The following is a 21,941-nucleotide window of genomic DNA, read 5'->3' on the forward strand; positions in this document are numbered from 1 at the left end:
CGTTTTGATGTCAAATTTCCTCACGTGGATAACCAATAAAAAATTATCTACGTCTAGCTTAAGCGCCTATCGGCTTTCGGATTTCTCCGTCTTCTCCCTGAGGGTAAAACATCATGTAAAATTACAATTCAAATTGTACTCGGTGAAATTTAAAGTGCAATTTCAATAGCAAGTGAACTTCCTCACTGTGTTTGCTTTATCTCGAGGTGAGAGACTACAAAATCCGTACGCCGATCAAAAAGGCGCTTTAGCATTTGTCATTGGTGAACCTTAAATGTATTGTATTTGTATTTAATTGGTTTACTAGCAGCTGGCTGATCTTTTTTCTTTTTATACTTCTCCTCGTATTTTATAAACATAGAAACATTTACTAATATTCCTATAGATAATGACAGTAGTAAAAGCGAGGAACCACCGTAGCTAATAAACGGAAGCGGTACACCTGTAATCGGAATTAGGCCCACAGCTCCTCCCAAATTAATAAACGTTTGAATGGCAATCATACTGGATATCCCTATACACAATAAACTTCCAAAGGTATCCCGGCATTTAAGTCCTATATAGATCCCTCTTAATACTAGATATGCTAAGCCAATTATCACAAATGCTACACCGAATATCCCCAGCTCCTCTGCAATAACAGCAATAATAAAATCAGTTTGGGGCTCTGGAAGATATCCTAGCTTTTCAATACTTTGACCAAGTCCCAGACCTTTTAACCCGCCTGATCCAATTGCAAAGTATGAATTAACAAGCTGATGTCCCTCTTTTTGTGATAATTCAAATGGATCCATAAAACCAGTGATTCGTCCCATCTTTGTAGGTGTAAATATTTTATCTTTTTCTATTAACACTACCGGGGAAAGAATGGCTAAAATGACAAGGCCGACACCAAATAGCTTCATCAAAGTTTTAAACTTCATGCCTGAGCACATGATAATAGTCATCCCTATTAAAAAGATTATCCCTGCGGTTCCTGTATCAGGCTGAATGACAATAAGAAAACAAACGAAGATGAGAAAAGCAAGTGGAGGAACAACCCCCTTATTAAAATGGTCTATATACGTTTGTTTTTTCGAATACACAGCTGATAAGTAAATGATAACACTTAATTTTACAAATTCCGACGGCTGAATATTGCTTGATCCCAATACTAACCAACTATTTGCATTGTTAACTATATGTCCGAATACAAAAATAGCCAGTAAACTTAGGATGGATGCGAGCATTATTCCTCCTAAAAAGCGATTCGACTGATATATTTTATATGGCAAAAACGCAGTTAATCCGAAAGCAAATAGTGATAGAATCATATTCTTTAATTGTTTTAAATAAAAATAGTCACTGCTTTGCCCTAATCTAATTGCAGTTACCATGCTTGCACTATAAACCATTACTAATCCAAAGAGACAAAGTAGTATGTACACGGTGATAATGGAGTAGTCAAACGACTTTAAGATTTTTTTAAACATATTAACCTTCCAATCCTTTAGTCTAATAAAGATATTCTTCAAATTGTTAGAATATCCTTCTTTAAAAAGCGATAAATTAAAAGGGAATATTTGTTATGTAAGCTCTTTTCTAAAACTATGTTGCTTTTAAAGATGGAAACCCATTATAAACCATTTAAGAAAAGATGCCCCGAAAACAAGTTAATATTAATGATATAAAACAAGTTACGAAAAGCAACAAACAATATGGAAACAAACTCATGAAGTATAATGCAAGTAAATATCAAAAAAACTCAAACAAATTCAAAAAACTTGTTTGAGTTTTTAAATGCCTATTTTTTAGTGAATGCATCATGTAACGCAGTAAGTTCTCTCTCTAAAGAATCGAGCATTTCCTTGCCATCCTTTTCATCCACTAATCCCAATCTTACTGCAAAATCTATTTCACGGGAAAGGCCGAACATTTGTGTATCCAATACCTCTTCATATAAAGGACATTGGGGCATCGTCAAATTATCCATTTGGACCTTTATTAAACGCAATATTTTTTCTGCATCTATTTTCAACAGATTATAGGCTTTTTCCCGGTAATCTACTTTAATATCAGACGCCAACTTGATCCCCCCGATCCTTACAATAGACAATCCTATTTAAAAATTTTACTAAGAAATTGTATTAATTGCAAGAAAGAAATCCCCTCCAACCCCCTTGTATTTTACCGTTCTTAAAATTGTTCAACTAAATGTGACAATTAGTTCAGAAAAAGATATAATTTTTATATCGCAGGAAGGAGGATTACAAGATGATTATACCATTTAAAGGGAAAGTAAAATATCCAATTACACTTGATGCAGGAACTTGGATTTTTGATGATCGTAAAATCGATTTAAATACATATTTTGATTCTGAAAGAGCAGAAATTGACGAGCTTGAAAATTATACAAAACAGGTCGGGCAATTTTTTGATCGTGAAATTAAAGAAGGTGCTACACCTCCCTCAGAGCAAAAGCCTAAAAAAAGATTTTTAAAAGAAATATTATTAACCGGAACATTCGGAATGAAGCTTGCACCATTTATTAAGACTGCGGAACCATATGGTACAACCTTTGTGCTTGAGACACCTAATGGAGATGTCAGCTTTCCGATTGAAGAAGCATATTCGTTTATAGCGGCTTTCTCAAAGGAAGGTAAGCGACTAGAAGATGGTCCGATTCATATATTATTTGAAGATGGTTCTAACAAGGACAACCCTATAAAAAGTGTTAACGCTTTTCGAATTGAATAATAGAAAGTAAAAAAGCGGAAGGGGTAACCTTCTGCTTTTTTATGAACATCTTCCTATTTTTTTCATACACTATATATCGGTTCTATAAAATGTCTGCTGCCAATTGTGCAAGACCGGAACGTTCACCCTTCATCAATTTTATATGCCCTGCTACAGTTTCATCTTTAAATTTCTCGAGAACATATGTTAAACCGTTATTGTATTCATCTAAGTAAGGGTGGTCTATTTGCTCCGGGTCACCCATTAACACAATCTTACTTCTTTCACCCACCCTTGTTAGGATTGTTTTTACTTCGTGTCTCGTTAGGTTTTGTGCTTCATCAATAATAATAAACTGATCCGGAATACTTCGTCCTCTTATATATGTTAATGCTTCTACTTCAATGGACCCCATACCTGCCAAGATTGCGTCTAGTTCCCCTGGCTTTTTAGTGTTAAATAAATACTCAAGGTTATCATAAATCGGCTGCATCCACGGGCGGAGCTTTTCCTGTTTTTCTCCAGGCAGATATCCTAAATCCTTCCCTACAGGAACGATTGGTCTCGCTACTAGAAGCTTTTTAAAAGTGTGTAAATCTTCTGTTTGCATCAAACCTGCTGCAAGAGCAAGCAAAGTTTTTCCCGTCCCCGCTTTCCCAATCATCGTAACGAGCGGTATATCCGTACGGAAAAGCAGCTCTATCGCCATAGTTTGCTGGACATTTCTCGGTTTTATTCCCCAAACGGAATCAAAAGCGTGAATTAATTTCTTCACAACCTTTCCCGATCTATCTACCATACCAATCGCTGAAGAAGAGCTTCCCAATGCATCCCTCATTATTAAAAATTGATTTGGATAAAATGGATGATTCGTAATTTCTGATAAATGCAGTTCTCCTGTTTCATAAAATTGGTTTAATAACTCAATGTTAATATGAATTTCTAAAAATCCAGTATATATATGGTCGATTTCAACTACGCGATCGTTTAAAAAATCCTCTGCATCTAATCCTAAAGCATCTGCCTTTACCCTGACCAATGCATCTTTACTAACTAGAATAACCTGTTTTCCATTTTCCTTGGCACCTTCTTCAAGAGAGAGATTTTTTGCTACTGCCAAAATTCGATTGTCATTCGTTTTCTCGATGAAAATATCCTGAAGCTGATGAAAAGAGCGATGATTTAGTTCAATTCGAAGCTCTCCACCATTATCAAGCGGAATTTTTTCGTGGAGCTTTCCTGCTTGTCTAAAGCTGTCTATCAATTTGGATACCTGCCTTGCATTACGGCCGATCTCATCCATATACCTTTTCTTTGAATCAACTTCCTCCAGAACTACTGCCGGAATGACAATTTCATTATCTTCAAAAGAAAAAATAGCATATGGATCCTGTAACAAGACATTAGTATCTAACACATATATTTTTTTCAAATTGATGCCTCCTGCTCCTCTTTGGATTAATTTATCTTATGTTTGTTCTCTTCATCCGGTTCATTAGAAGTGGACGGACATTGCTAAAATATATGAATAAACGAATAAAGATAGAAGAAAATTGCACAATATATATAAAAGTGGAAGCGCCTTTCTTATTGACGTACAGACTATTGAAATTTAAAGTGCAAATTTCACCTTAAGGGGCTTCAACGCAAGATTTAGGAAACACAGCAAGGTAGATCAGGAGCTGATGCAGCCTTATTGTATGGAGAAGACTCGGAAGTCCGGTAGTCGATAGGAGTTGAAAGACATGCTTCTAAACTTATTAGATTATTTATATGTTTAAAAACCTATAGTCACTTATTACTATAAAGGCATCCGTGGGAGGTATTGAATTTTGCAAAAGATATGTTTATTGATAGGTCTGCTTCTATTGTTAACTTCGTGTTCACAAAGGAATGGAGTTGCTGAAAATAATCGAAACAACACACCTCAGCCTGTTTCCATGAAAAATAATCAAAACGAAAATGTAGATCGTCAAACAGGACAAGTCATCTCGAAAAGACTTGTACAATTAGCAAGTAACGTACATGGAGTAAAAGATGCTACCGCCGTTGTGTTTGGAAAATACGCGATTGTAGGAATTGACGTAGATTCTAATCTTGAGCGTTCACAAGTTGGAACAATTAAGTATTCCGTTGCGGAAAGCCTTAAACATGATCCATATGGTGCAGAATCCATTGTAGTAGCTGATCCAGATATAAATGCCCGATTAAAGGAAATCGCTGGGGATATTCGAAATGGTAAACCAGGACAAGGGATCATTCGTGAGCTTGCAGATATTGCAGGGAGACTGATGCCTGAAATTCCAAAAAATATTATCCCAGCGAAAAAACCAGATAATGCATTAGAAAAACCAAAACAAAATTTAAACAAGCAAAATGAGAAAAAATTAGAGAACCAGCAAGAAGAACAATCAGAACACAAAAAATAACTTTTCACGATGAATCATGGTATACTGAAAGGGATTTAATCCTGGGAGCAGAAAACTTAGAGGTGTATCTGGAATGAAAGTGAAATGCATTTTATGTGATAAAGTAGAAACTATTGATGATGACACACTAATTGCCAAACGCTTAAAAAATCGCCCTATTCATACATATATGTGTGACGAGTGTCATGAAAGAATAACTAAAAAAACATTAGCAAGATTGGCTTCCAGAGAAGATGGAACTCATCTTGAAGACAAATAAAGACCCGATAATCTATCTTTCGGGTCTTTATATATTTTTTTGTGCCTCTGCTTTTTTCTGGTTGTGCAGACGAATTTTATAAATAATCAAAATTAGACTTGCTACAACTAGCCCTTCTGTAATCGGCAAAAATATCCCAAGAAAAGTTAATATTGTACAACCTAAGATTAAAAAAATGTAAATAACAGCTGATTTTAATATCGGCAGCTTTTTGGCAAATCCAAGCTTAAATACTAAAATACAGAGCGCAATAATAGTCAGATAGAGCAGCCACATCCCTAATTCTGGATTTTGGTCAACCCGATATAAGGAGGCAAAGAAAGAAAGTCTTTCATGTACATCTGTGCTTGGCAAGATTAGTACTCCTTTCCAATTAAAATTATTCAAAAGAGCCAAATTGTTACTTATTTTTATATGTAAATAGAGATGTGAGAAAAGCATTCCCACATCTTTTAGCATAACATATTTTATGGATGGTACATTTTAAAATTATTTCATTTCTGCAAACTTTTGTTTTTTTGCAGCTTTTTCACGTTCATTTTTATTTAATATTTTTTTACGTAAACGAATGGATTCCGGAGTTACTTCACAATATTCATCATCATTTAAATATTCTAATGCCTCTTCCAAGGACATAATACGAGGCTTCTTGATTACAGATGTTTGATCCTTTGTAGCAGAACGAACATTTGTTGCGTGTTTTACTTTTGTAATGTTAACAGTAATATCATTTTCACGGGTATTTTCTCCGACAATCATACCTTCATAAATATCCGTTCCCGGTTCAACAAATATAGTTCCACGATCCTCTACTTGCATAATTCCATAAGTAGTTGTTTTACCTGTTTCCATGGATACAAGCACACCCTGATGACGACCGCCGACTTTACCAGGTTGCATTGGTTGGTAACTGTCAAATGTATGGTTTAAAATACCATATCCGCGTGTTAATGTCATAAACTCTGTTGTATATCCAATTAAGCCCCTTGCCGGAACATTGAAGATTAAGCGAACTTGTCCATTTCCATTATTAATCATGTCCAACATTTCACCTTTGCGGGATCCAATTGATTCAATAATAGCACCTGTATTTTCTTCAGGTATATCAATTTGAACGCGTTCAATTGGCTCACAACGGACACCATCAATTACCTTTACAATAACCTCAGGTTTGGAAACTTGAAGTTCGAATCCTTCACGGCGCATATTTTCAATTAAAATGGAAAGATGCAATTCCCCACGTCCAGACACTACCCATGCATCAGGAGAATCCGTATTTTCTACTTTTAAACTTACATCTGTTTGTAATTGAGCACGTAATCTTTCTTCGATTTTACGGGCTGTAACAAATTTTCCTTCTCTTCCTGCAAAAGGACTGTTATTTACAATAAACGTCATTTGTAATGTAGGCTCATCAATTCGAAGCGGCGGAAGTGCATCTTGATGATCGACAGGACAAACTGTTTCACCAACATTGATATCTTCCATACCAGAAACTGCGACAAGGTCTCCTGCAAATGCTTCTTCAATTTCCATACGCTTCAATCCGAAGAAACCGAATAATTTTGTCACTCTGAATTGTTTCACAGATCCATCTAATTTCATTAATGCTACTTGTTCTCCTACCTTCATCGTTCCGCGGAATACGCGGCCGATTCCGATACGGCCAACATAGTCATTATAATCTAAAAGAGCAACTTGAAATTGTAATGGCTCTTCACGGTTATCGATTGGTGCCGGAATATGTTCCACAATGGTGTCAAATAGAACCTGCATGTTTTCATCCTGTTGATTAGGGTTGTCGCTTGCTGTTCCATTTATTCCAGAAGCATAAATAACAGGGAATTCTAATTGATCTTCATTTGCATCTAATTCGATAAATAATTCGATAACTTCATCAACAACTTCTTCTGGACGAGCAAAATCACGGTCTATTTTATTCACCACAACGATAGGTGTAAGATTTTGTTCTAAAGCCTTTTTCAATACGAAGCGTGTTTGTGGCATACAGCCTTCGTATGCATCGACTACTAACAATACACCGTCAACCATTTTCATAATACGTTCTACTTCACCGCCAAAATCAGCGTGTCCTGGTGTATCCATAATATTAATTTTTTTATCTTTATATTGAATGGCTGTATTTTTGGCAAGGATGGTAATGCCTCTTTCTCTTTCTAAATCATTGGAATCCATTGCACGTTCAGCCACTTGTTCATTTGATCGGAATGTTCCAGATTGCTTTAAAAGCTGATCCACAAGCGTTGTTTTACCGTGGTCAACGTGAGCAATAATAGCTATATTACGTAAATCTTCTCTTCTATTCAAAGTTGTTCCTCCTGACCTTTAAAACGATCATTATTAGTATATCTCCAACCTATGTATTATATCACACTGACTAGAAAAGCAGAAACTTTTTCTGTATTATAGAGAATGGATACAAAAATGATCTTTACCCTTAACAATTGTGTATATAAGGAGGAAATCATAAAGTGAAAGATATTAAATGGGTATTTTTACTCTATGCTATAGGTGCGGCAGTGATGATGATGGGAATAGGTGTTGCCATTGGGGAACGCAGTATTATTGGTGTCTTCTGCTGCATCGTATTATTAATGGTTATCTTAGGATTTGGTTTTAAAACTAAGAAAAGATGGAGAGAAGAAGGAAGACTTTAATACCAAAAGGAGGGTGAACTCATTTTCACCCTCCTCCTATTTTAGCAAATAATCTCGTAAGATTTTTTGATGCAGTCCAGGTTTACTTACAAACACTGTACTTCCCTCCAAGATGTTTAATGGTTCTCCTTTTACCGTAGTAATAGATCCACCAAGCTCCTCTACAAGCATTTTCCCTGCAGCAAAATCCCAAGGAGATAAGCGCATTGCTATGTAAGCATCAAAACGTCCTGTAGCAATATATGCCATTTCAAGCGCAGCAGAACCCAGAGATCTTGTAGAACGAACATCTCTTACAAGCTTATGTAAATTCTCAACTGGGACATGTTTATTAGATATTAACCATGTTGCATTAATTCCAACGATTGCATCGGAAAGTTGCGGCTCTTGAAGCTTAGGCAATCGATTTCCATTAAAATAAGCACCAGAACCTGCAATAACATGATACAGTTCCTTATGTACTACATCGTAAATATATCCTAATTTCCCAATTCCATTTTCATAAATCCCAATAGAAATCGAAAAATTTCTTTGCTGATGAACAAAGTTAACTGTACCATCAATCGGATCAATAATCCAAATCGTTCCTTCTGTATTATGTACGTTTTCCCCGTATCCTTCTTCTCCCAAGATGAGATGTTCAGGGTATTTCTCACGAATTTTTTTAATAAAAAATTGTTCAATTTGTTTATCGATATTTGTCACTAAATCATTTCTGTCCGATTTTGTTTGAATCTGTAAGGTATGTGTAAAGGATTCCGTTATTTTATTACCTGCTTCCTTTATCCATTCGATTACATCTGTATGTACTTGATCCCAATTCGTCACAATGAATCCTCCAAACGTACTAACATAAATGTAAATTTAGCTTAATGGAAAATGATTTCTATTTCAAGTTTACTGCATTACAACCTATACTCACAAAAACGAACCCCATCCTAATAGATGAGGAAAAGAATAAAAATCTTAACCACTTTCCTTAAATAGCTTTCATTTTAAGAAGTTCATCTCTAATTTTTTCTAGTCTCATTTTCGATTTTGTTTTAATTGCTTCATTATTTTCTTGCATTGCTTCATAAAGAACCGCTAATTCATAATCAAGCTCTAGCCGTAATACTGCAATCCGTTCAAGATCATGCTTTTTCTTTTTGGCTGTACCCATTACTTGTTTCATGAAATTCACTTCCTTCCATCTTTATAAACAGCTGCATTTCTTTTTAGTTTTTTTAAAAATTCCTATAAGAAAAGACCGCTCCCACAGATACCGAATTGTTCAAATATTACTTATGATATAGTATGTTTAAAGCAAAAGGTTGCAACAAAAATGTGTTTATACCCAGAATAAAAACCGTTAGATATTTTTGTCGGACAGGTGCCTGAATATGATAAAATATTGCCATATAGTGTAGAGGAGTGTAACAAATGAAGTTTAATGGTTTTACAAACGAAGACTTTGATTTATTTTTAATAGATGGACTTGAAGCAAGGATGGACAAGCTCATTTCTACATTAAGACCTAAGTTAGAGTTACTAGGTGAGCATTTTGCACCAGCCTTAAGTGTTCTGACCGGAGATGAAATGTTTCCCCATGTAGCAAAGCATGCGCGCAGAACAATTAATCCGCCAAATGATACTTGGGTTGCCTTTGCTAATAATAATCGCGGCTATAAAATGCTTCCTCATTTCCAAATTGGATTGTGGCATACGCATTTATTTGTTTGGTTCGCAATTATATATGAATCACCATCTAAAGTCGAATACGGCAAGAAATTTGAGAAGAATATCAATAAAATAATTAGTGAGATACCATCCTCATTTGTTTGGTCAGGTGATCATATGAAGCCTGATGCTACGCCTATGAACGAAATGAGTACAAATGATTTACTACAGATATTTAAAAGAGTGCAAACCATAAAAAAAGCGGAAGTTCTCTGCGGTATAAATATTCCTAGAGAACAAGCAGTAAAAATGTCCGGTGAACAGCTTTTACATAAAATTCAGGATACCTTTAATATTTTAGTACCCCTTTATAAGATGTAACAAACAAAAAATCTATAAAATAGGCACAAAAAAACCGCAGGCTTTCGCTTTGCGGTTTACATTTTAACAATCTTTCCAGGTCCTAATTCCTTCATTTTTTTAATTACCTGGTAAGGAGAATACCCACTCTCTTTTTCAAATTCATTGCAGTATTTTTTCTCCTCTGCTTTTCCGGGAACGATTTCCTTAAATCGTCTGTATTTTTCCATTAACTTTTCACGAACAATTCCCTTTTCGTATGCCATTTCAATCGTTTCAAAAAATTGGATAACATCCACTACTTCCTGGGTGCTCCAATCTGTATCAAATGGATATTGATATTCCATTTCATCACCAGCTTTCTTATTTCCATGCTATTTGTTTATTTTGACCAATTCTCGCGAATATTTTCCGCTTGTTTTATCATTCTTTCAAAAAGCTCAGCAACTGTAGGCACGTCCTTAATAAGTCCCAAGACTTGCCCTGCCCATGCAAAGCCCTCCTCTATTTTTCCATTATAGATAAAATTCTTATTAGCTGTACCGCTTATGTAGGTTTTTAAAGCTTCATACCCACCTTCTTGCTTTTCAATATCAAGAATTCGCTCTGCCCAACTATTTGTGATTGCGCGAGCAGGTGCACCGAGCGATTTTTTTATGATAACCGTGTCTGTTTCTTCTCCTGCGACTAATGCTTGCTTGTATATATCAGAAGCATGGACACATTCCTTTGTCGCAATAAATCTTGTACCCATTTCGACTCCTTCTGCACCTAAGCATAATGCTGCTATTAGCCCTCTGCCATCGCCTATTCCTCCTGATGCAATAACAGGGATGCTTACCGCGTCCACTACCTGTGGAACGAGCACAAAGGTACCGATTTCATCTTTTCCTAAATGCCCTCCCCCTTCATTTCCAACTACCATAACTGCATCAGCACCAAGTTTTTCTGCCTTTTGAGCTTGCTTTTTAGCTGCGACTAATACTAGTTTCTTTACATCTACTCCTTCTAATTGCTCGAAAAAAGGAGTTGGATTCCCACCTGTAACGGAAACAACAGGGACCTTTTCTTCTATAGCCACATCCACAAAATGAGAAAAAGGTCTGCCATGCTGACCAATCGCGAAGTTGACACCAAAAGGTTTATTTGTAAGTTCCCTAACTTTTTTAATCTCTTCCCTTAATTTTTCTGGACTTTCTAATGACATTGCTGTAATTTGTCCGAGACCTCCTGCATTCGAAACTGAAGCAGCCAGCTCAGCATAGGCAAGATAAGCTAATCCACCTTGTATAATAGGATATTTAATTCCAAGTATTTTCGTTACTCTTGTTTCCCAATTCATTCTAAACACTCCCTTCCTCCCTTACTTACTTCTCTATTATAATAATTAATTCCTTTTTGGATAAAGTAACTATTTGCAAAGCATAGGTTAAATGCTATAATTCATTTGTTTTATGAATGGCTCTTTTCTTAAACTATTTTGCTTTTGTAAACGAAATCCTAGGTAACAGGCTGGTTTGGTTAAAAATAAATAATCTTTGTCAGAAAAGATGCCCCGAAACTAAGCCCTGCTTAGGATTTATAACCTATTACAAAAAGCGATAATTATTACGAAAACAGCCCATGTATTTATTTTTTATCCTTTTTCATTAAAGCAAATAATATCTATGTGTAATAATAAATAGGGATATTAGTAAATTTATTTCAACTAAAAGAGGTGCATAACAAATTGTCGCAATATGAAACTCCTTTATTTTCTGGGTTAATGGAACATGCAAAAAAGAACCCAGTGCAATTCCATATTCCAGGCCATAAAAAAGGAAACGGAATTGATCCTGAATTTCGAGAATTTATCGGTGATAATGCATTATCTATCGATTTAATTAATATTTCTCCGCTTGATGATTTACATCAACCAAAAGGAATGATTATGAAAGCGCAAAGGTTAGCTGCTGAGGCATTTGGTGCGGATCATACATTTTTTTCCGTGCAGGGCACAAGTGGAGCCATTATGACAATGGTCATGGCCGTTTGTGGACCTGGCGAAAAAATAATTGTACCAAGAAATGTGCATAAGTCTGTTATGTCGGCGATTGTGTTTTCTGGAGCAACTCCTGTGTTTATTCATCCTGAAGTTGATCCAAAGTTAGGAATTTCCCATGGCATTACTACTGAATCCGTTTCAAAAGCGTTACAGCAAAATCCAGATGCAAAAGGTGTTTTAGTCATAAATCCGACGTATTTTGGTGTTGCTGCAGATTTAAAGAAGATAGTGGAAATAGCCCATTCCTATCAAGTTCCCGTACTTGTTGACGAGGCACATGGTGTTCATATTCATTTTCACGAGGAATTGCCTATATCAGCTATGCAGGCAGGGGCTGATATGGCAGCTACAAGTGTACATAAGCTTGGTGGTTCCTTAACACAAAGCTCCGTTTTAAATGTACGCGAAGGGCTCGTAAATGTCAGCAGAGTACAGACTATTTTAAGTATGCTCACAACGACATCGACTTCTTACATTTTATTAGCTTCCCTTGATGCAGCTCGAAGAAGACTTGCAACAGAGGGGAAAGAATTGATTGATCAAACGATTCGTCTGGCAAATTCGATTCGTGAGCAAATCAACGGAATTGATCATTTATACTGCGTAGGAAAAGAGATATTAGGAACAAAAGCAACTTTTGATTATGACCCGACCAAACTGATTATTTCCGTAAAGGATTTAGGCATTACTGGATTTGATGCGGAAAAATGGCTTCGTGAGGTATATAATATTGAAGTTGAATTATCAGACCTTTATAATATTTTGTGCTTAATTACCCCAGGCGACTCAGAGAAGGAAGCAAATATACTAGTTACAGCCTTACAAGAATTATCAAGACAATTTTCTCATCTAGCCGGTTCTGTTCATATCGAAGTAATGCTTCCCGATATTCCTTTGCTCGCATTATCTCCGCGAGAGGCATTTTATTCGGAAACAGAAGTCGTTCCTTTTGAGGAATCCGTCGGCAGAATAAGTGCAGAATTTATTATGGTCTACCCTCCTGGTATCCCAATTTTCATCCCAGGGGAAATCATTACCGAGGATAATTTAAAATATATTCAAAAGAATATCGAGGTTGGATTACCTGTTCAAGGTCCGGAGGATTTCGAACTAAAAACCTTAAGAGTCATAAAAGAGTATAAAGCTATCCGCTAATTTTCTCCCCGTTAATGGGGAGTTTTTTTATACAAAAAGAGAGTGTACTTCTATACACTCTCTTGAATATTTGTTATTCCTCTTTTTTCTCACTATGATTACAGCATTCACAGCAATTAGAGTAAAGAATACTAACCTTCTCATCCTCAAAATGATCGATTACTGTGTTACAAGATTGACATACAATAGTTCCCATTTTCATTCTTCCTCTCCAGAAATATTGAAAACGCTTTACCTTCTAAAACAATAATAATATATCACATTGAGGATTTCAAGGGTAATTTGTATAACACATTTAGGTAAATAGGTATATTTATTTACGATTACATGAAGCAATTTCTTATCAATGGTTGCTTTTCGTAATAGTAATAAATTCAACATTTGACTTTGTCTCGGGGCATCCCTTCTTACAAAGCCTCATCACATTTGAACAATAACAGTTTTTATCTAGAGTTTCATATATAAGGCGACACAGTTTAAGAAAAGAGCCGTTATAAAAAAGCCATTCTGGAAGGTAACATTTGGTGCAGGAAAAACTGAAGTAAAAAATAGGCGGATAAACTCGCAATTGTAATGAAAATGGTCATTCTATTTGATTTAACAATCATCCTGGTTAGTAAAAAGGCCAAATATAAAAACACAAGAAACATGAGGACTTTATATAATAAATGATCCCGATTCGACAGCCACTCTGCAAAAGTAAAGCAGCTCCACACGATTAATTGAAAAAGAAAGGCAACATAGTTTTTCATTTTATCACCATCGAATTTTAGATGAAATTCTATTAATATTCCTATTATATGCATTTTAAAGGCCATTTTAAAACCGGATTGACATGATTAGATAAAAAAACAAAAGCATCCAAAAGGATGCTTTTATTTGTAATTATTTAATGATATGAATTGGTGTTCCAAGCGCTACTTCTGCAGCTTCCATTGTGATTTCACCTAAAGTTGGATGCGCATGAATTGTCATCGCAATATCTTCAGCAGTCATTCCTGCTTCAATAGCCAGACCGATTTCAGCGATCATATCAGATGCGCTAGTTCCAGCTACTTGACCGCCGATAACTAAGCCATCTTCTTTACGAGTAACTAATTTTAAGAATCCATCTGTACTATTTAATGCAAGAGCACGTCCGTTAGCAGCAAATGGGAATTTAGCTGCAACAACTTCAATACCCTCTTCTTTAGCTTGCTTTTCAGTATAACCGACAGTAGCTAGCTCTGGCTCAGAGAAGACAACTGCTGGCAAGCCTAGATAATCGATTTCAGAAGGATGTCCGGCAATTGCTTCTGCAGCAATTTTTCCTTCATATGATGCTTTATGTGCTAGTGCAGGACCAGCAACAATATCACCAATTGCATAGATGTTTGAAACGTTTGTACGGCATTGCTTATCAATTTTGATAAGACCGCGTTCTGCCATTTCAACGCCAACTTGTTCTAGACCCATTTCATCCGTATTAGGACGACGACCAACTGTAACTAATACATAATCTGCTTCTACTGATTTTTCTTCGCCTTTAGCTTCATATGTTACAACTACACCGTCTTCGTTTTCTACAACGCCTTTTGCCATTGCATTTGTAACGATTTCCGCACCTTTTTTCTTCAAGTTTTTAGATACGATAGATGTCATTTGTTTTTCAAATGCACCCGCGAAAAGCTCTGCGCTGCCTTCAAGAATCGTTACTTCTGTACCAAAGTTAGCATATGCAGAACCAAGTTCCACACCGATAACTCCGCCACCGATAATCACTAATTTCTTAGGAATTTCCGGTAAGTTAAGGGCACCAGTAGAATCGATTACACGTTTTGAATATTTGAATGTAGGAATCTCAATTGGACGAGAACCAGTTGCGATAATCGCATTTTTAAATGTATAGGTTTGAGCAGATTTTTCATCCATTACACGTAATGTGTTTGCATCTACAAAATATGCTTCACCTTTTACAATATTTACTTTGTTTCCTTTTAAAAGGCCTTCTACGCCGCTTGTTAATTTATTAACAACGGAACCCTTCCATTCTTGAACCTTTGCAAAGTCAACTGTTACATTCTCAGCAGAAATACCGATATCATCAGAATGCTTTGCTGTTTCATAACGGTGTCCTGCATTAATTAATGCCTTAGATGGAATACATCCAATGTTTAAGCATACACCACCAAGATTTGCTTTTTCTACAATTGTTACTTTTTGACCAAGCTGTGCTGCACGAATTGCTGCAACATATCCACCAGGGCCTGCACCGATTACTATCGTTTCTGTTTCAATAGGGAAATCTCCAACTACCATTTTTTATTACGCCTCCATTAGTAATAATTCTGGATCGTTCAACAAGCGCTTGATTTGGTTAAGTGCATGTTGAGCGGTTGCTCCATCGATAATACGATGATCAAAGCTCAATGATAATGCTAACACAGGTGCGGCTACAATTTCACCATTTTTTACTACAGGTTTTTCTGCAATTCGACCAATTCCTAGAATAGCAACCTCTGGATGGTTGATAACAGGAGTAAACCACTGGCCACCAGCAGAACCAATATTCGTAATGGTACAAGAAGCACCCTTCATTTCATTTGGCGCTAATTTGCCTTCACGCGCTTTTGTAGCAAGTTCATTAATTTCACTTGAAATAGAAAATACGGATTTACGATCTGCATTTTTTACCACTGGAACTAATAAACCTTTATCTGTATCTGCTGCGATACCGATGTTATAGTAATGCTTTTGAATAATTTCGCCTGCTTCATCATCAATGGATGTATTTAAAGTAGGGAATTCACGTAGAGCACTAACAAGTGCTTTTACAACGTAAGGCAAGAATGTAAGCTTAATACCTTTTTCAGCAGCAACTTCCTTGAATTTCTTACGATGTGCAACTAGTTTTGTTACATCTACTTCATCCATTAAGGTAACATGTGGAGCTGTATGTTTTGAATTCACCATTGCTTTTGCAATTGCTTTACGAATTCCGCTCATTTTTTCACGAGTTTCAGGGAATTCACCTTCTGGAATTACAACTTGTGCTGCTGCAGCAGTAACTTTTTCTTCTGCAGCTTGTGGTGCCTCAGCTTGTGTGCTTACTGCTTGGTTTCCACCACTAGCAAATGCATCGATATCTTCTTTTTGAACACGGCCATTATTTCCGGATCCAGTTACTAGACGAATATCTACACCTTTTTCACGAGCATATTTACGAACGGAAGGCATTGCAATAACACGACGATTCGGGTCCACTTCCGCAGTTTGAGAAGCTTCGGCAGTTGCTTGTGGAGCAGGAGCTGGAGTCTCAGCCTTTGCAGGTTCCGCCTTTTCTTCTGTTTTTGTTTCTTCTTCCCCGTGATCACCTTTAAACTTCAAATCTTCATAGCCAGGGGCATCAAATTTAATAAGTACATCACCGACAATAGCCACTGTTCCTTCTTCTACTAGAACCTCCTCTACAGTTCCAGCAACTGGAGATGGAATTTCCACTACTGCTTTATCATTTTGTACTTCACAAAGTACATCATCTTCATTTACTTTATCGCCTGGTTTAACAAACCATTTAACGATTTCACCTTCATGAATACCTTCACCTATGTCTGGTAATCTAAATTCAAATGACAATGTTGTTCACCCTCCTATAGTAAAATTTTTAAAGTCCATAGCCCTTCTGTAGGAAGGGCTATAATCTTATTCTCGACTAGCTACAGCGCCTTTCGGCTAGCGGATGAGCAAGGCGCTTTCGCATTTGATATTAAAAAGTAAGTACTTTTTTAGCTGTTTCCATAATATCTTTGTGATTAGGAAGCCAAACAGATTCTGCTTGTGAGAATGGGTATACTGTATCTGGTGCAGCTACACGTAATACAGGTGCTTCTAAACTTAAAATAGCACGTTCGTTAATTTCAGCTACAACATTTGCAGCAATACCTGCTTGTTTTTGTGCTTCTTGGACAACAATGGCACGATTTGTCTTTTCTACTGAAGCAATAATCGTATCTACATCAAGCGGGCTTACAGTTCGTAAATCCACAACTTCTACGGAGAAACCTTCTTTTTCAAGTTCTTCAGCAGCTTTTATGGATTCATGAACCATTGCTCCATAAGTAATAATAGATAGATCTTTCCCTTCACGCTTCACTTCTGCTTTACCAAGCGGAATCGTATATTCACCTTCTGGAACTTCTTGACGGAAGGAACGGTAAAGCTTCATATGCTCTAAGAAGATAACCGGATCGTTATCACGAATTGCAGAAATTAAAAGTCCTTTTGCATCATATGGTGAAGATGGAATAACCACTTTTAATCCTGGTTGTGAAGCTACAAGACCTTCTAAACTATCTGCATGAAGTTCAGGAGTATGAACACCACCTCCGAATGGAGAACGAATCGTAATAGGTGCATTCATACTGCCGCCAGTACGATAACGCCAACGTGCCATTTGGCCGTTTACAGAATCGATTACCTCATATAAAAATCCAAAGAATTGAATCTCTGGGACAGGACGATAACCTTGTGTTGCCAAACCAATTGCAAGACCACCAATACCTGATTCTGCAAGTGGTGTGTCAAATACTCTATCTTCTCCAAATTCTTTTTGAAGACCTTCTGTCGCACGGAATACGCCGCCGTTAACGCCAACGTCTTCACCGAATACCAATACATTCTCATCATTCTTAAGTTCTGTGCGTAATGCATCGGTAATTGCTTGAATCATTGTCATTTGCGCCATGGCTTATTTCGACTCCTTTGCTTTATATAATTCATTCTGTTCTTGTAAATTATGAGGCAGCTCCTCAAACATAACAGAGATTAAATCTGTAACTTTTTGTTTTGGAGTATCGTCGGCTTTCTTAATTGCAGCCTTAATATCTTCTTTTGCCTGTTCGATAATTTCGTTTTCTTTTTCTTCGCTCCATAAGCCTTTGTTTTCCAAATACTTGCGGAAACGTACAATCGGATCTTTTTTCTCCCACTCGTTATCTTGTTCAGATGTACGGTAACGTGTAGGATCATCTCCAGCCATTGTATGTGGACCGTAACGATAACACATTGTTTCAATCAAGGTTGGACCTTCGCCATTTATAGCACGCTCGCGAGCATCTCTTACTGCTACATATACTGCTAATGGATCCATACCATCGACTAATTGTCCAGGAATACCAGCAGCGACAGCTTTTTGTGCAATGGTCTTAGCAGATGTTTGCTTTTCCCGTGGAGTAGAGATAGCAAATTGGTTATTTTGAACAACAAATATAGCAGGAGCTTTAAATGCACCGGCAAAGTTAATTCCTTCGTAGAAGTCACCTTGAGATGATCCACCGTCACCAGTATATGTAATCGCTACTGCTTTTTTATTGCGTTTTTTCATACCTAGTGCTACACCTGCTGTTTGGACATATTGAGCACCGATAATAATTTGCGGAGGAAGAACGTTAACACCTTCAGGGATTTTCATTCCTCCAACATGACCGCGGGACCATAAGAAAGCTTGATATAATGGTAGACCATGCCATACTATTTGAGGCACATCACGATAACCTGGTAAAATAAAGTCCTCTTTCTCTAAAGCAAAATGGGATGCGATTTGAGAAGCCTCTTGTCCAGCAGTCGGAGCTACGAAGCCTAGTCGTCCTTGTCTATTCAATGAAATAGATCTTTGATCAAGAATACGAGAGTAAACCATACGACGCATTAATTCTTGAAGCTGTTCATCTGATAAATCCGGTACTGCAGATTCATTTACAACTTCACCATTTTCATTTAAGATCTGAAACATCTCAAATTGCTCTTCAATCTTTTCGAGCGTCTTTTTCGGGTCTAATGGTGCTTTTTTTGTTGAAGCCATATTAAAGTCACCTCTTCCTTTCTTATAAAAAATATAGTTTAAAGTATTAACTATCCGTTATTACGTTTTAGATGAGCCGCACATCCCTTTTTAGGGTAAATTTATGAACCATTTATCTTATTAATATGTGGGACAACATACAAAAATAGGTTACCCAAAAACACCATGAAATAATGTTTTCTTCTAACCTTTTTTATAGTTAAAAACGTATTAACGAAGTAAACCTTTACATTCTAAAAACTGTATTAATAAAAATCCATTTCTTATTAATACAATCTGTTAATTCCTCTAATAGATTACATCAAAACTTCTAACCAGTCAATCAATTAAACCACACAGACAATACTTTTCTAACATAACATTTTAAATTATCTCCATTACAAACTAAAAACTGTATTAGTCAGATTAATGTATCTGTACTATAATAATGAATTTTTCCTTTATAAAATAAAAAACAGGGCATTAACATCCCTGTTTTTACTTTATGAGTTGTTTTTCTCAATTCCTGCATGCTTATAAAATTCTAATTTCTTCTCATTATATATTTTGGTTTCATTATTAAATTTTTTATTCGCCTTCATTACTGAGGAGAATGAATCATTTGTAGCATTTATTTGCGCTTCTAAATTATTTAAAGAAACATCCTTTTGTTTTAGTAACTCGTATAATTTTTGGTCAGCATCCAATCCGGTCATATATGCTTTATAAAGCATTTCATGTGTTGCATATCTTTTTCCCATCAAATCATATAAAAGGGAAGCTTCATCCTTTAACTTTTGATCCTTTAATTCTGTCATTACTGATTTCATTTTAAGAAATTCTTTTTGAGACAATAGCATCGATGCTTGTTCCTTATCCATTCTTTCTTTTCTTTCCTTAATATTTAACAACGCTTTATCTGAAAGTTTTACAACTTTTTTAAAGTCTTTCGTACCTAAGTCAATTATTTGTTCAAATATAGCTGTTTCTTCTGATTCAAGCTTCGCTAAAGGTGATTGCTGGTTTTGAAATCCTTTTTCCTTCGAAACCGTATCTTCTAAAATTTGATAGATTTTTTCCTCTGGTTTGGTCTGACATCCGGCTAAACACACACACAGACACATTAACAATATACAGAAGCGAATCATTGCCACGACTTATCCTCCTTATATTCGGTGCATTTTTACTATATAAATAATTCTAAATTTTAGCAATAGTGAAGGCTGTCTAATTCTCGTAAAGTCGATTCTTTTCATATTTATGCAGCATTTTAGAAGATATGACTTTTTGATAGATTATCCGTTTTGTAATATATGACATAATTACGAGACCTTTTTATAGATTTAAAAACCAAAAAAAAATCCGACTAAATCGGATTTATTAGGTAAATATATTAACTTTGCAATGCTTTATTTTTATATCTTTATATTAAATGAAGCTTCTTCAATCCGTTAAAAATCCCATCCTCTGCTACATCATTGGTTATCATATCAGCATTTTGTTTTACAATGTCAGTGGCATTTCCCATAGCCACACCTGTACCTACTGTACTTAACATTTCAATATCGTTTAATCCGTCTCCAAAAGCGAAAACGTCTGAAAGTTTAAAGCCAAGTCTTTCTATCATTTTCTTAATACCTTCCGCTTTTGAACCTCCTTTTGGAATGACATCCATGGATAATTCATGCCAGCGAATAAATAATATTTCCGGAAAATGGTCTCTATAATAGTTTTCATCTTTTTCCTCGCAGAAAAGTAAGGACTGATATATTTCTTTGTCTTTATAGAAATCCGGATCATATTCCGGTTTCATTAATTTTAAACTTTCCATACTTGTTACTATAGATTCATCATATTGGACATTCGCTTTCATGGTTTTTTCATTTAAAAAAACGAGGGGATGTTGACGGGATTTTGAAATGTTAACCAAGGACTCCAATAAGTTCGTTTTTAGCGGATTTTTATATATTACTTCATTTTCAAATACAACATATTGACCATTGAAACATACATATGATTCAATTTCCAGGTCCTTCCTAATATGTTCAAACATAAATGGCGCCCTTCCTGTGGCAATCGCTACATATACACCATTTTTCTTAAGTTCAAAGATAGCTTCTTTCGTGGAAGCTGGAAGGTTTTTATCATGATCCAATAATGTTCCGTCAATATCAAAAAAAACTATTTTGTTCATTCTTTTAAACCCCAATCTATCGTTCTCAACATTTATATATTTTTTTATCCGAATCTTACCCTATATGTTTCCTACCTATTTGTCAATTTCCCTATGCAATCCAAAAATACCCAAGAAAGAAGCATGTATTATTACATATACTATAAATAACAAATGCCCAAGAGCCCTAGACATTCTGCGTACGGATTTCGTAGTTTTCTACGCGACCAAGGAAATAGACATTGATGCTAGCAGTAGTCAATTTTTTTCAAAAGGTATACACATGCTTAAATTTATAATTTCCGATAAACAATAAGAAATTCTTGTCCGCCTTTACTTTCCCGCAGATTTCATTAAAATAATAGGTAGGAGTGAACCGCCATGTTAAAAAGGCTAAGAAAAAAGCTAGTAAAGCAATGGAAGGATTTGCTAAGGAAAAAACAAATTGCATAAGGTTCTGTTTTTCTTAAAACATTCCGCTATTATTCATTATTAAAATGGATATTATATATAAGTAGAAATATCCTGACGAATTGATATTAAGACTATTACAACGGCCAGAATACTAAAATTTGTATGAAAAGAATTGCTAAACATCGGATAATGATTTGTCCCTCCCGAGTAGGGACTTATTCCTTATAAATTACCTTC

At 35.9% G+C, this 21,941-nt stretch carries 22 protein-coding genes; 6 read left to right on the plus strand and 16 right to left on the minus strand.

Features of this window, described 5'->3' with window-relative positions:
* Positions 1-257: 257 nt before the first annotated feature.
* Both NSQ59_RS17345 and NSQ59_RS17350 read right to left on the minus strand, forming a co-directional pair.
* Complete coding sequence (locus NSQ59_RS17345; protein WP_055740544.1) at positions 258-1,472, minus strand: FtsW/RodA/SpoVE family cell cycle protein; 1,215 nt, start codon at positions 1,470-1,472, stop codon at positions 258-260.
* Between the two features lie 311 nt (positions 1,473-1,783).
* On the minus strand, positions 1,784-2,065 hold the full coding sequence (locus NSQ59_RS17350) for a YlaN family protein (RefSeq protein ID WP_055740545.1): 282 nt from the start codon (positions 2,063-2,065) through the stop codon (positions 1,784-1,786).
* A 188-nt stretch (positions 2,066-2,253) separates the two neighbouring features.
* Between NSQ59_RS17350 and NSQ59_RS17355 the strand changes: the two genes are divergently transcribed.
* On the plus strand, positions 2,254-2,736 hold the full coding sequence (locus tag NSQ59_RS17355; protein WP_055740546.1) for a hypothetical protein: 483 nt from the start codon (positions 2,254-2,256) through the stop codon (positions 2,734-2,736).
* Between the two features lie 82 nt (positions 2,737-2,818).
* Here the strand turns inward: NSQ59_RS17355 and NSQ59_RS17360 are convergent, their stop codons facing one another.
* The gene (locus tag NSQ59_RS17360) at positions 2,819-4,147 is read right to left on the minus strand and encodes a PhoH family protein (protein ID WP_055740547.1); all 1,329 of its coding nucleotides are present in this window, start codon (positions 4,145-4,147) and stop codon (positions 2,819-2,821) included.
* Positions 4,148-4,547: 400 nt separating this feature from the next.
* Between NSQ59_RS17360 and NSQ59_RS17365 the strand changes: the two genes are divergently transcribed.
* Complete coding sequence (locus NSQ59_RS17365; protein WP_340832350.1) at positions 4,548-5,144, plus strand: YhcN/YlaJ family sporulation lipoprotein; 597 nt, start codon at positions 4,548-4,550, stop codon at positions 5,142-5,144.
* A gap of 73 nt (positions 5,145-5,217) precedes the next feature.
* Positions 5,218-5,403, plus strand: a complete 186-nt coding sequence (locus NSQ59_RS17370) for a YlaI family protein (RefSeq protein WP_055740549.1) — start codon at positions 5,218-5,220, stop codon at positions 5,401-5,403.
* A 27-nt stretch (positions 5,404-5,430) separates the two neighbouring features.
* Here NSQ59_RS17370 and NSQ59_RS17375 read toward each other — a convergent pair whose 3' ends face one another.
* Positions 5,431-5,757 (minus strand): YlaH-like family protein, encoded by a 327-nt coding sequence (locus NSQ59_RS17375; protein WP_055740550.1) that lies wholly within the window; start codon positions 5,755-5,757, stop codon positions 5,431-5,433.
* A 135-nt stretch (positions 5,758-5,892) separates the two neighbouring features.
* Positions 5,893-7,731, minus strand: a complete 1,839-nt coding sequence (gene typA / locus NSQ59_RS17380) for a translational GTPase TypA (RefSeq protein WP_055740551.1) — start codon at positions 7,729-7,731, stop codon at positions 5,893-5,895.
* A gap of 164 nt (positions 7,732-7,895) precedes the next feature.
* Here typA and NSQ59_RS17385 point away from each other — a divergent pair, with 164 nt between their 5' ends.
* Entirely contained in the window at positions 7,896-8,081 is a 186-nt protein-coding gene (locus tag NSQ59_RS17385) for a YlaF family protein (protein ID WP_055740552.1), read from the plus strand.
* Positions 8,082-8,117: 36 nt separating this feature from the next.
* Here NSQ59_RS17385 and NSQ59_RS17390 read toward each other — a convergent pair whose 3' ends face one another.
* Both NSQ59_RS17390 and NSQ59_RS17395 read right to left on the minus strand, forming a co-directional pair.
* Complete coding sequence (locus NSQ59_RS17390; protein ID WP_200915623.1) at positions 8,118-8,912, minus strand: inositol monophosphatase family protein; 795 nt, start codon at positions 8,910-8,912, stop codon at positions 8,118-8,120.
* A gap of 148 nt (positions 8,913-9,060) precedes the next feature.
* A complete protein-coding gene (locus tag NSQ59_RS17395) occupies positions 9,061-9,255 on the minus strand; it encodes a hypothetical protein (protein ID WP_055740554.1) in 195 nt (64 codons plus the stop codon).
* A gap of 248 nt (positions 9,256-9,503) precedes the next feature.
* Between NSQ59_RS17395 and NSQ59_RS17400 the strand changes: the two genes are divergently transcribed.
* Entirely contained in the window at positions 9,504-10,121 is a 618-nt protein-coding gene (locus tag NSQ59_RS17400; protein ID WP_055740555.1) for a DUF1054 domain-containing protein, read from the plus strand.
* A 56-nt stretch (positions 10,122-10,177) separates the two neighbouring features.
* Here the strand turns inward: NSQ59_RS17400 and NSQ59_RS17405 are convergent, their stop codons facing one another.
* Both NSQ59_RS17405 and NSQ59_RS17410 read right to left on the minus strand, forming a co-directional pair.
* Positions 10,178-10,447 (minus strand): UPF0223 family protein, encoded by a 270-nt coding sequence (locus NSQ59_RS17405; protein WP_055740556.1) that lies wholly within the window; start codon positions 10,445-10,447, stop codon positions 10,178-10,180.
* A gap of 35 nt (positions 10,448-10,482) precedes the next feature.
* Positions 10,483-11,442 carry an NAD(P)H-dependent flavin oxidoreductase gene (locus tag NSQ59_RS17410; RefSeq protein ID WP_055740557.1) on the minus strand — a complete coding sequence of 320 codons (960 nt, stop codon included), beginning with the start codon at positions 11,440-11,442 and terminating at the stop codon, positions 10,483-10,485.
* Between the two features lie 387 nt (positions 11,443-11,829).
* Here NSQ59_RS17410 and NSQ59_RS17415 point away from each other — a divergent pair, with 387 nt between their 5' ends.
* Positions 11,830-13,299, plus strand: coding sequence for an aminotransferase class I/II-fold pyridoxal phosphate-dependent enzyme (locus NSQ59_RS17415; protein ID WP_055740558.1), 1,470 nt, complete (start codon positions 11,830-11,832; stop codon positions 13,297-13,299).
* A gap of 73 nt (positions 13,300-13,372) precedes the next feature.
* Here the strand turns inward: NSQ59_RS17415 and NSQ59_RS17420 are convergent, their stop codons facing one another.
* The 7 genes from NSQ59_RS17420 to NSQ59_RS17450 all read right to left on the minus strand — a co-directional run bounded on the left by NSQ59_RS17420 (position 13,373) and on the right by NSQ59_RS17450 (position 21,311).
* Positions 13,373-13,495 carry a GapA-binding peptide SR1P gene (locus NSQ59_RS17420; protein WP_083489456.1) on the minus strand — a complete coding sequence of 41 codons (123 nt, stop codon included), beginning with the start codon at positions 13,493-13,495 and terminating at the stop codon, positions 13,373-13,375.
* 689 nt (positions 13,496-14,184) lie between these two features.
* On the minus strand, positions 14,185-15,597 hold the full coding sequence (gene lpdA / locus NSQ59_RS17425) for a dihydrolipoyl dehydrogenase (RefSeq protein WP_055740559.1): 1,413 nt from the start codon (positions 15,595-15,597) through the stop codon (positions 14,185-14,187).
* Between the two features lie 6 nt (positions 15,598-15,603).
* The gene (locus tag NSQ59_RS17430) at positions 15,604-16,914 is read right to left on the minus strand and encodes a dihydrolipoamide acetyltransferase family protein (protein ID WP_055740560.1); all 1,311 of its coding nucleotides are present in this window, start codon (positions 16,912-16,914) and stop codon (positions 15,604-15,606) included.
* A gap of 130 nt (positions 16,915-17,044) precedes the next feature.
* Positions 17,045-18,022, minus strand: a complete 978-nt coding sequence (locus NSQ59_RS17435) for an alpha-ketoacid dehydrogenase subunit beta (protein WP_055740561.1) — start codon at positions 18,020-18,022, stop codon at positions 17,045-17,047.
* A gap of 3 nt (positions 18,023-18,025) precedes the next feature.
* Entirely contained in the window at positions 18,026-19,138 is a 1,113-nt protein-coding gene (pdhA, locus tag NSQ59_RS17440; protein ID WP_055740562.1) for a pyruvate dehydrogenase (acetyl-transferring) E1 component subunit alpha, read from the minus strand.
* Between the two features lie 482 nt (positions 19,139-19,620).
* Complete coding sequence (locus tag NSQ59_RS17445) at positions 19,621-20,265, minus strand: YkyA family protein (RefSeq protein ID WP_340833174.1); 645 nt, start codon at positions 20,263-20,265, stop codon at positions 19,621-19,623.
* Positions 20,266-20,540: 275 nt separating this feature from the next.
* The gene (locus NSQ59_RS17450; RefSeq protein WP_055740563.1) at positions 20,541-21,311 is read right to left on the minus strand and encodes a Cof-type HAD-IIB family hydrolase; all 771 of its coding nucleotides are present in this window, start codon (positions 21,309-21,311) and stop codon (positions 20,541-20,543) included.
* Positions 21,312-21,941: the final 630 nt, after the last annotated feature.

The sequence above is a fragment of the Margalitia sp. FSL K6-0131 genome (genome assembly GCF_038008735.1).
Lineage (GTDB): Bacteria > Bacillota > Bacilli > Bacillales > Bacillaceae_C > Margalitia > Margalitia shackletonii.

What these genes read in the sequence shown, in the direction of transcription:
- pdhA (WP_055740562.1), bottom strand. Translation starts at nt 19,138, where the DNA reads ATGGCTTCAACAAAAAAAGCACCATTAGACCCGAAAAAGACGCTCGAA.
- NSQ59_RS17355 (WP_055740546.1), top strand. Translation starts at nt 2,254, where the DNA reads ATGATTATACCATTTAAAGGGAAAGTAAAATATCCAATTACACTTGAT.
- NSQ59_RS17445 (WP_340833174.1), bottom strand. Translation starts at nt 20,265, where the DNA reads ATGATTCGCTTCTGTATATTGTTAATGTGTCTGTGTGTGTGTTTAGCC.
- NSQ59_RS17345 (WP_055740544.1), bottom strand. Translation starts at nt 1,472, where the DNA reads ATGTTTAAAAAAATCTTAAAGTCGTTTGACTACTCCATTATCACCGTG.
- NSQ59_RS17400 (WP_055740555.1), top strand. Translation starts at nt 9,504, where the DNA reads ATGAAGTTTAATGGTTTTACAAACGAAGACTTTGATTTATTTTTAATA.
- NSQ59_RS17405 (WP_055740556.1), bottom strand. Translation starts at nt 10,447, where the DNA reads ATGGAATATCAATATCCATTTGATACAGATTGGAGCACCCAGGAAGTA.
- NSQ59_RS17410 (WP_055740557.1), bottom strand. Translation starts at nt 11,442, where the DNA reads ATGAATTGGGAAACAAGAGTAACGAAAATACTTGGAATTAAATATCCT.
- NSQ59_RS17450 (WP_055740563.1), bottom strand. Translation starts at nt 21,311, where the DNA reads ATGAACAAAATAGTTTTTTTTGATATTGACGGAACATTATTGGATCAT.
- NSQ59_RS17370 (WP_055740549.1), top strand. Translation starts at nt 5,218, where the DNA reads ATGAAAGTGAAATGCATTTTATGTGATAAAGTAGAAACTATTGATGAT.
- NSQ59_RS17435 (WP_055740561.1), bottom strand. Translation starts at nt 18,022, where the DNA reads ATGGCGCAAATGACAATGATTCAAGCAATTACCGATGCATTACGCACA.
- lpdA (WP_055740559.1), bottom strand. Translation starts at nt 15,597, where the DNA reads ATGGTAGTTGGAGATTTCCCTATTGAAACAGAAACGATAGTAATCGGT.
- NSQ59_RS17395 (WP_055740554.1), bottom strand. Translation starts at nt 9,255, where the DNA reads ATGAAACAAGTAATGGGTACAGCCAAAAAGAAAAAGCATGATCTTGAA.
- NSQ59_RS17420 (WP_083489456.1), bottom strand. Translation starts at nt 13,495, where the DNA reads ATGGGAACTATTGTATGTCAATCTTGTAACACAGTAATCGATCATTTT.